Below are 6,808 nucleotides of genomic sequence, written 5' to 3'. Positions count from 1 at the left end.
AATGTTAAAAGCAGAAATGGATTATGAATTAGGATATGAAAAATATTTAAGAAAAAATGATGATAATGATAATTATCGAAATGGCTATTCAAAGAAAACGGTAATAACTAAGAATGGAGAAATGGAATTAACTGTTCCAAGAGATAGAAATGGAGAATTTGAACCACAAATTGTTAAGAAGAGACAAAGACATATTTCAGCTATTGAAGATTTGAATATATCAAGCTCCAAGTCTTAAAGCTGCTGAGACAGCACTTGTAGAATTTGAAAAAAATGGGGTGAAACACACCCCTTAGTAGTACAAATATGGAAAAATAACTGGAAACTCGCTTACTTTAAATATTCAGAACCTATTAGGAAGCTGATATATACCACAAATCCTATAGAAAATGTACATCGTCAATTTAGAAAAATAACAAAAAACAAAAGGGGTATTTCATAAAATATACCCCTTCTTATGAGTTTTCTTATATATTTTGTATTGAAAATATAGTGCTACCAGATCCACTCATTAAAGAAATAATAGAGTTTTTAGCCATATTTTCTTTAATTCTTTTTAATTCGGGATATTTTGAAAAAACCACCTGTTCAAAGATATTAAATGCATTTTCTTTCGCTTTTATATAATCTCTTTCTTTTAATCCTTCGTATAACTTTATTGGATCGCCAAATTTTTTTAATTTACTCCAATTTTTATCTATTTCATTATACATTTCTGGAGTAGATATATGAATACCAGGAAAATTAAATTCAAAATTTAATTTTAGAGGTTCTAAAAAAGTTAATTTATCTCCAATTCCTTCAGCAATAGCAGTACCACCAAAAATTAAAAACGGAACATCTCCACCAACCTTTGCCCCGATTTCAATAATATCATTATCTAAAATGTTATATTTTTCTTTTAAAAATTTTAAAATAGCGGCAGCATCAGCACTTCCACCACCAATACCTCCACCTTCTGGTAATTTTTTGTTTAAGTTTATTTTTAAATTAAAACTATATCCCGTCAAGTTTTTAAATGTATCTATAGCTTTTTTTATCAAATTAGTATTCCAAGGAAAATTTAATTCAGGGGTTGAAGTAAATATTTCTTTTTCAGAAAATTCAATATCTATTTCATCATATAAAGGAATACTTTGGAAAAGTGTTAGAATATTATGATAATTATCAGATCGTTTTTCTAAAACATCTAAAAAAAGATTAACCTTTGCATAAGCTTTTAATAGCATTAAATCACCTCTAAGGCTCTTAATGCTATTTTTGACCAACCCTCGAATTCTCCATTGAATTCTTTAAACTTAGATTCGTTTAACCAGAGTTCTTTGAAATTTTCTTTTTCTTTAATATCAGCATTTGAAACATATGCAATAAATAAAACACCAAGATGAACTCTTGAAACTTCCGTAGAATCATCTAAAATAAGACCGACATATTCTAAAGATTTTAAATCTTTAACTTCTAATTCTTCATTCAATTCCCTATTTAATCCATTATAAAATGTTAATTCCGGATTTTCATTTTCATCTATTGGGTTGATATGTCCTCCTATTCCAACACTATATAAGTTGTGCAATCTCTTTTCAGTTTGTTTTTTTGTTCTTTGAACGACTAAAATTTCATTTTTTTTGTTTTTTATGACCACATATGGAATAATTTGCTTTTTTGATTCATCGTTTTCCGCTAAAGCTCTATCGATAAAATAGCCATTTTTAAATATTTTTTCTAAAATATTTTGTTCAACTATAGTAAATCCATTATAAAAATTTATACCATCCAATACTTCATTGTCAATTACCCAAACTTTTTCATTCATTCAATAACCTCCACAGTAATATTTTGATTGGTATATATGCAAATTTCTCCAGCTATTTTCAATGCTTTTTCAGCAACATCTTTTGCATCTAAATCTGTGTTTTGCAATAATGCCTTTGCAGCAGCTAAAGCATATGGACCTCCTGAACCTATTGCCATAACATTTTCCTCTGGTTCAATAACCTCACCATTTCCAGAAATTAATAATAAATAATCTTTATCTCCTACCAATAACATAGCTTCTAATTTTCTTAAAACTTTATCCGTTCTCCAATCTTTTGATAGTTCAACAGCAGCTTTTAATAAGTTTCCTGCATTAGCTCTGTATTTTGTTTCAAATCGTTCAAAAAGAGCTAATGCGTCTGCTACTGATCCTGCAAAACCTGCAATAACTTTACCTTCTCCAAGGCGTCTAACTTTTCTAGCTGTACCTTTAAATATAGTATTTCCCAATGTGATTTGCCCATCTCCAGCAATTACAGTTTTTCCATTTTTTCTTACTCCAACAATAGTTGTCCCTCTAAATTCCATTTTTATCACCTCTTAAGCAGATTTTAAGTATTTTGATGTATAATATAATATAGCTTTGTTAATGAATTAATATATATCAATTTAAAGAATTTATGCTTTCGTAAAGCAAATATACTATAATTTTATATATACATTATTATAACATAAGGGGGTAAAAAGATGAAAAAGATATTTTTAATTTTAGTAATGGTGGTGTTTATGTTAAATATATCTACTGCAGCAAAATCTGTATTTTCTTTGGACGTTGTTATTCCAACATTAAATGATGTTACTGGAAGGTTTGATGGTATATTATCCTTTCAAGATGTATCTAGTTTAAAATATGGATTTGATTCAGGTTTTTCTTTTCCTTTTATTAAATATTATTTATACGATTTAAAAGGAACTTTTGATTTTAGTACTTTAATAGATACAATAGATTATCAAACTAAATTTTCTCTTATGACAACCTTTGGAAAAAGAGAGGCTTCTATAGTGATTGAACAACCGGTATCTTCTAATCTTGATTTTTCTACAAAATATGGAATAAAATTCTTTTTAGAAAATTTAGGTGGATATATCCTTATAGAAACAACATTAAAAGAATTATATATAGGTTTTACATATTGAGGTGGTCTTGTGTTTAAAATACTTGTAGTTGAGGATGATAAAAGTATTTCAAGGTTATTAGAATTAGAATTAAAACATGAAGGCTTTCAAGTTGAGGTTGCAAATGATGGTAAAGAGGGATTAGAAAAATATGAAGAATTTAAACCGGATATAATAATTTTAGATTTAATGTTACCAGAAATGGATGGAATGGAAGTTGCTGATTCCATTAGAAATTATGATCATAATGTTGGAATTATAATGCTTACAGCACGAAGTGATCTTTCTTCGCGAGTGGAAGGGTTAAAACTTGGAGCTGATGATTATGTTGTGAAGCCTTTTGAAATAGAAGAATTAATTGCAAGAATAGAATCTTTATTGAGAAGATTAGGGAAAAATGATGTTATTGAAGTTTCTGGAATTACTCTTGATTCTGAAAAAATGGAAGTTAAAGTTAATGGTAAAGAGATAAATCTTACTCTCACAGAATTTAATTTATTAAAATATTTGCTAATTAACAAAAATACAGTTATATCAAAAGAAAAATTACTTGAAGAAATTTGGGGATATGATGATCCAGAAAATATTAATTTAGTGGAAGTATATATAAATTATTTAAGAAAAAAATTAGGGAATACTGGAAAAAAAATTAAAACAGTTAGGGGTGTTGGATACGTTTTTAAGGAAGAATAAAAAAAGTGTTGTTGTGAATTTAACCATAATTTATACAAGTATAATAATCATTATATTATTGGCAGTTATTTTTTCAATGAGATACTTCGTTGAAATAATGTCAATAAAATCTTATGCTGGTATATTAAAACAACAAATAGAAAGATCAACAGAACCCAATCCTTTCATGGGAAGAGTTATGAGTAGAATGATGGGAGATGTACTAAATGATACAGATCAATTAAAAAAAAGTATTATATCTAATAGGGTTGTTATACTTGATGGAATAATTTTAAATGACCCATACGGCATTGTAGATGAAAAAATATATAATTTAAATAAAAGTTATGCAGCATATCAAAAAGATGGAATATATTATATTTTTGTTAAAACAAAAATATTTAAAGACTCAACTTTGATAATAGGTGGCCCTTCCCTTGAATATACTGCAGTTATAAATACTTTTAATTCATTAGCTCTAAAACTAAGTCTTATAAGCGTTTTGATTTCAATCTTAGTTTCGTATTATTTTGCAAAACATTCTTTAAAACCATTATTAGATATATCAAAAGAAATATCAGAGATAAATGTTGAAAATCTTAATAAAAGAATTCCAGAACAGGAATTCGTAGAATTTCATAATTTGATTGAAAATATAAACTCAATGTTGGAAAAAATAGATAAGGGATATGAATTACAAAAACAATTTGTATCGGATGTTTCTCATGAGCTAAGAACACCGCTTACATCTATAGTGGGATATATAAAATTAATAGAAAGATGGGGTAAAGATGATGAAAAGGTGTTCTCTGAATCATTAAATAATATAAAAGAATCTTCTAATTATTTAAAAGAAATGATAGAAAATCTTTTGTTGTTAACCAAAACAGATGAAGAAATCAAATTTGAAAAAATTAACGTAAAAGAAGTGGTAGAAAAAATACTAAGTATATATAATAATGAAATAAAAATAATAACAGATTTAACGGATTTATATATTAAAACAAATAAAGACTATTTAAGTATTTTGCTTAAAGTTATCATTGAAAATGCTATTAAATATACTAAATTAAATAATGAAAATGAAATTTTTATTAAAATTATAGATAACTCAATAGAAATCACAGATAAAGGACCAGGTATAGAAAAAAATGAAATACCAAAAATATTTGAGAGATTTTATAAATCTGATAAATCTCGATCTGTAAAAGGATATGGTTTAGGATTATCTATTGCAAAAAGAATAAGTGAAAAAATAGGTGTGAAAATAGAAGTTATAAGCGATGAAGGTAAAGGAAGTACGTTTAAAATTAAATTTTCTTAAAAATTTTGATTTTTTAAATAAAATGGTGTATAATGTTATAATAAGAAGAGGTGAAAATATGCGAAGTATGACAGGTTATGGAAGAATAGAGGAAAATATTGGTAATTATAGTTATACTGTAGAAATAAAATCATTAAATGGTAAACATTTAAATATAAAAACAAATTTGCCATGGATTTATTCATCTTTAGAATTAAAAGTAAATGATGTAATAAAAAGGTATTTTAAACGAGGTTCATTAAATATATATATTGATATTAGATTATTACAGCCTAAAGATATAATAAAAATAGATAAAGCACTTGCAAAGTCATATTTTGATGCATTAAATGAACTTGCAAGTTTTCTCCATTTAAATGATTTGCCAGATCTAGAATTACTTGTAAAATTTAAAGAAATAATGCGATATTCTATAGATGAAAAGGATCTTGAATTAATCTGGAAGGGACTCGAACAAGCTCTTCTTAAAGCGATTGAAAAAGTTATTGGAACACAGAGATCCGAAGGTGAAAAGATAAAAGATGTATTATTGGGATATGTAAATAAGATTGAAAATACTACTTTAGAAATAGAAAAAAACACTTCTAAAATGAAGGAATATTATAAGGATAAATTAAAAGAGTCTCTAAAAGATCTAGATTTAGAAATAGATTATAATAGAGAAAGATTAGAGTATGAAATAGCCTTAATATTAGAAAGAGGCGATATTACAGAAGAAATAGATAGATTAAAAATGCACGTGAAAAAATTTAAGGAAGTTTTGGAGTCTAGCCAAGAATCAATTGGACAGAATTTAGATTTTTTATCTCAAGAAATGCATAGAGAATTTAATACTATTGCTTCGAAATCAAAATTAAAAGAAATTACTGCATTATCTATTGATGGAAGGTTGTATGTAAATAAGATAAAAGAACAGGTCCAAAATATTCATTAACATATCTATACTTATATCGGAGGTGTAAGTTGTGTACGGATTAATAAATATTGGTTTTGGTAATGTTGTAATTGGCGATAGAGTAATTGCTATAGTTAACCCTGAATCTTCACCATTAAAAAGATTAAAAGATATAGCGAAAGAAGAAGGAAAATTAATTGATGCAACATATGGAAGAAAAACAAGAGCTATTATAATTACAGATAGTAATCATATTATATTAAGCGCAATTCAACCTGAAACAATTAGCGGCAGATTTATGCAAAACTTTTATGATGTTGAAAGTGCATTAGAAAAAATTAGGAAAGAGGTATATTCTAGATGACAAAAGGGATCTTATATGTTGTTAGTGGTCCAAGTGGTGTTGGTAAATCTTCTATTATAAAAAATGCAATGTCTAAATTAGAAGGTTTTATGTTTTCTGTTTCATATACCACTAGACCTCCAAGACCTGGAGAAATAGATGGAAGAGATTATTTTTTTATCGATGAGAAAACATTCAATAAAATGGTTGAAAACAACGAATTTCTAGAATATGCTGAAGTACATGGTCACAAATATGGTACCTCAAAAGTATTTATTGAAAAAAAGATGAATGAGGGTATAAATATTGTTTTAGATATTGATGTGCAAGGAGCTTTAAATGTTGTAAGACAAATGCGTAAAAATTCTGTATTAATATTTATTGCCCCACCATCATATTCAGAATTAAAAAAACGTTTAATGAATAGAGGTACTGAAAAAGAAAGGGATCTTAAAAGAAGATTGCTTGATGCAAAATGGGAATTATCCAAAATAAATGAATTTGATTATTTAATAGTAAATGAGGATTTAAATGAAGCAATTAATCAATTGCTCTCTATTTTTATAGCAGAACAGATAAAAACTGAAAGAGTTACAGAACATCTTGGTAAATACTCATTTTTTAAAATTGAGGAGGAATGAAT

9 protein-coding genes and 2 pseudogenes are annotated in these 6,808 nt (G+C 26.7%); 8 read left to right on the top strand and 3 right to left on the bottom strand.

Going from position 1 to position 6,808, the window contains the following annotated elements; translation table 11 throughout:
• Together ACYQ44_RS07725 and ACYQ44_RS07720 are read left to right on the top strand one after the other, a co-directional pair.
• A pseudogene (locus ACYQ44_RS07725) lies at positions 1 to 211 on the top strand (transposase); the annotation flags it as partial.
• 4 nt (positions 212 to 215) lie between these two features.
• Positions 216 to 427, top strand: a pseudogene (locus ACYQ44_RS07720) (transposase); the annotation flags it as partial.
• Between the two features lie 40 nt (positions 428 to 467).
• Here ACYQ44_RS07720 and ispE read toward each other — a convergent pair.
• The 3 genes from ispE to hslV are packed head-to-tail and all read right to left on the bottom strand — an operon-like array spanning position 468 to position 2,343.
• Positions 468 to 1,229, bottom strand: a complete 762-nt coding sequence (ispE, locus tag ACYQ44_RS07715) for a 4-(cytidine 5'-diphospho)-2-C-methyl-D-erythritol kinase (RefSeq protein ID WP_459996415.1) — start codon at positions 1,227 to 1,229, stop codon at positions 468 to 470.
• Positions 1,229 to 1,813, bottom strand: coding sequence for an NUDIX domain-containing protein (locus ACYQ44_RS07710; protein ID WP_459996414.1), 585 nt, complete (start codon positions 1,811 to 1,813; stop codon positions 1,229 to 1,231). The genes ispE and ACYQ44_RS07710 overlap by 1 nt, the downstream gene beginning before the upstream one ends.
• Positions 1,810 to 2,343, bottom strand: coding sequence for an ATP-dependent protease subunit HslV (hslV, locus tag ACYQ44_RS07705; protein ID WP_459996413.1), 534 nt, complete (start codon positions 2,341 to 2,343; stop codon positions 1,810 to 1,812). Before hslV ends, ACYQ44_RS07710 begins: the two co-directional genes overlap by 4 nt.
• A gap of 159 nt (positions 2,344 to 2,502) precedes the next feature.
• Between hslV and ACYQ44_RS07700 the strand changes: the two genes are divergently transcribed.
• The 6 genes from ACYQ44_RS07700 (at position 2,503) to gmk (ending at position 6,806) form a co-directional block, all read left to right on the top strand.
• Positions 2,503 to 2,952, top strand: a complete 450-nt coding sequence (locus ACYQ44_RS07700) for a hypothetical protein (protein ID WP_459996412.1) — start codon at positions 2,503 to 2,505, stop codon at positions 2,950 to 2,952.
• Positions 2,953 to 2,961: 9 nt separating this feature from the next.
• Positions 2,962 to 3,624 carry a response regulator transcription factor gene (locus tag ACYQ44_RS07695; RefSeq protein ID WP_459996411.1) on the top strand — a complete coding sequence of 221 codons (663 nt, stop codon included), beginning with the start codon at positions 2,962 to 2,964 and terminating at the stop codon, positions 3,622 to 3,624.
• Between the two features lie 76 nt (positions 3,625 to 3,700).
• Complete coding sequence (locus ACYQ44_RS07690) at positions 3,701 to 4,927, top strand: sensor histidine kinase (protein WP_459996410.1); 1,227 nt, start codon at positions 3,701 to 3,703, stop codon at positions 4,925 to 4,927.
• Positions 4,928 to 4,985: 58 nt separating this feature from the next.
• The gene (locus ACYQ44_RS07685; RefSeq protein ID WP_459996409.1) at positions 4,986 to 5,861 is read left to right on the top strand and encodes a YicC/YloC family endoribonuclease; all 876 of its coding nucleotides are present in this window, start codon (positions 4,986 to 4,988) and stop codon (positions 5,859 to 5,861) included.
• Positions 5,862 to 5,892: 31 nt separating this feature from the next.
• On the top strand, positions 5,893 to 6,186 hold the full coding sequence (locus tag ACYQ44_RS07680) for a DUF370 domain-containing protein (protein WP_459996408.1): 294 nt from the start codon (positions 5,893 to 5,895) through the stop codon (positions 6,184 to 6,186).
• Complete coding sequence (gene gmk / locus ACYQ44_RS07675; RefSeq protein ID WP_459996407.1) at positions 6,183 to 6,806, top strand: guanylate kinase; 624 nt, start codon at positions 6,183 to 6,185, stop codon at positions 6,804 to 6,806. The genes ACYQ44_RS07680 and gmk overlap by 4 nt, the downstream gene beginning before the upstream one ends.
• Positions 6,807 to 6,808 lie beyond the last annotated feature (2 nt).

It is taken from the genome of Marinitoga arctica (assembly GCF_054657315.1).
This window is presented reverse-complemented; position numbering and strand designations above follow the sequence as displayed.

Excerpts from the sequence above, each read along its gene's own strand:
- ACYQ44_RS07690 (WP_459996410.1), top strand. The coding sequence starts at position 3,701 with ATGAGATACTTCGTTGAAATAATGTCAATAAAATCTTATGCTGGTATA.
- ACYQ44_RS07700 (WP_459996412.1), top strand. The coding sequence starts at position 2,503 with ATGAAAAAGATATTTTTAATTTTAGTAATGGTGGTGTTTATGTTAAAT.
- hslV (WP_459996413.1), bottom strand. The coding sequence starts at position 2,343 with ATGGAATTTAGAGGGACAACTATTGTTGGAGTAAGAAAAAATGGAAAA.
- gmk (WP_459996407.1), top strand. The coding sequence starts at position 6,183 with ATGACAAAAGGGATCTTATATGTTGTTAGTGGTCCAAGTGGTGTTGGT.
- ispE (WP_459996415.1), bottom strand. The coding sequence starts at position 1,229 with ATGCTATTAAAAGCTTATGCAAAGGTTAATCTTTTTTTAGATGTTTTA.
- ACYQ44_RS07685 (WP_459996409.1), top strand. The coding sequence starts at position 4,986 with ATGCGAAGTATGACAGGTTATGGAAGAATAGAGGAAAATATTGGTAAT.
- ACYQ44_RS07710 (WP_459996414.1), bottom strand. The coding sequence starts at position 1,813 with ATGAATGAAAAAGTTTGGGTAATTGACAATGAAGTATTGGATGGTATA.